Source organism: Janthinobacterium sp. Ant5-2-1, from assembly GCF_001445815.1.
Taxonomy (GTDB): domain Bacteria; phylum Pseudomonadota; class Gammaproteobacteria; order Burkholderiales; family Burkholderiaceae_D; genus Janthinobacterium; species Janthinobacterium lividum_E.
The window spans coordinates 1-1110 of sequence record NZ_LNCE01000156.1 but is presented as its reverse complement, the minus strand read 5'-3'; the positions used below and the strand labels follow the sequence as shown (position 1 = coordinate 1110).

At 57.3% G+C, this 1110-nt stretch carries 1 protein-coding gene; it reads left to right on the top strand.

Annotation, left to right across the window (positions count from 1 at the left end):
• Nucleotides 1-137: 137 nt before the first annotated feature.
• Nucleotides 138-1110, top strand: a 973-nt coding sequence (locus ASN89_RS26805) for an IS481 family transposase (RefSeq protein WP_058051360.1), incomplete at its 3' end; no start/stop codon positions are given.

Genomic DNA, 1110 nt, shown 5'->3' with positions numbered 1-1110 from the left:
GTGTTTAGTTTCGTGTGATCATATTCCTCGTCGCAGCATGGCTTTGTTCCGCGCTAAAGCCGTGCTTGACGAGTTGATCGCCGGTTTGCCGGCGCGGGCGTCCCACCAGTTGCAGCAGATCGCATAAACTTCAGTCCATGAGCACACGTATTCATCCCCAAGCCCGCACGACGCCGAAGATACGGCAAGAAATCAAAGACTCCGGTTTGTCCGACCGCGAGGCTGCCAAGGTCTTCAACATCACCCGTGCCACTGCCGCCAAGTGGCTCAAGCGGGACGATGTCCAGGACCGTTCACACCGTGCCCACACGCTGCATACAACGCTGAGCCCAACGCAGGAGGCCATCGTGCTGTCGCTGCGCCAGTCGCTGTATCTGCCGCTCGACGACCTGCTGTATATCACCCGCGAATACATCAACGCCGCCGTTTCGCGCGCTGGTATCGCCCGCCTGCTCAAACGCGAAGGCATGTCGCGCTTGGAAGATGTCATCCCGAAGGCGGAAGGCGAAACGATCTCGCCCAAAAAGACCTTCAGAGACTATGAGCCCGGCTTCGTCCACGTCGACATCAAGTATCTGCCACAGATGCCCGATGAGACGTCGCGTCGCTACCTGTTCGTAGCCATTGACCGCGCCACGCGCTGGGTGTTCCTGCACATCTATGGCGACATGACCGACAGCAGCAGCGTCGACTTCCTGCGCCGGCTGAAGATCGCTTCGCCCATCAAAATCACCAAAATCCTGACCGATAACGGGTCGCAATTTACCGACCGGTTTTCGATGAAAGACAAGGTGCCCAGTGGCCAGCATGCATTCGACAAGGTTTGTGCCGGCATGGGTATCGAGCACCGTCTGGCACCGCCACGTCACCCGCAAACGAACGGTATGGTTGAGCGCTTCAACGGCCGAATCAGCGAGCTGTTACAGCAGACCCGGTTCGACAGCCGTTCCGACCTGGAGACGACCTTGCTCAACTATCTGAAGCTATACAACCACCACATTCCGCAGCGTGCCATTGGCTCCAAAACGCCGGTTCAAGCACTCAAGGAATGGCAGCAGAAGAAGCCTGAATTATTCGTTAAACGCGTTTATGACCAGGCGAGACTTGACA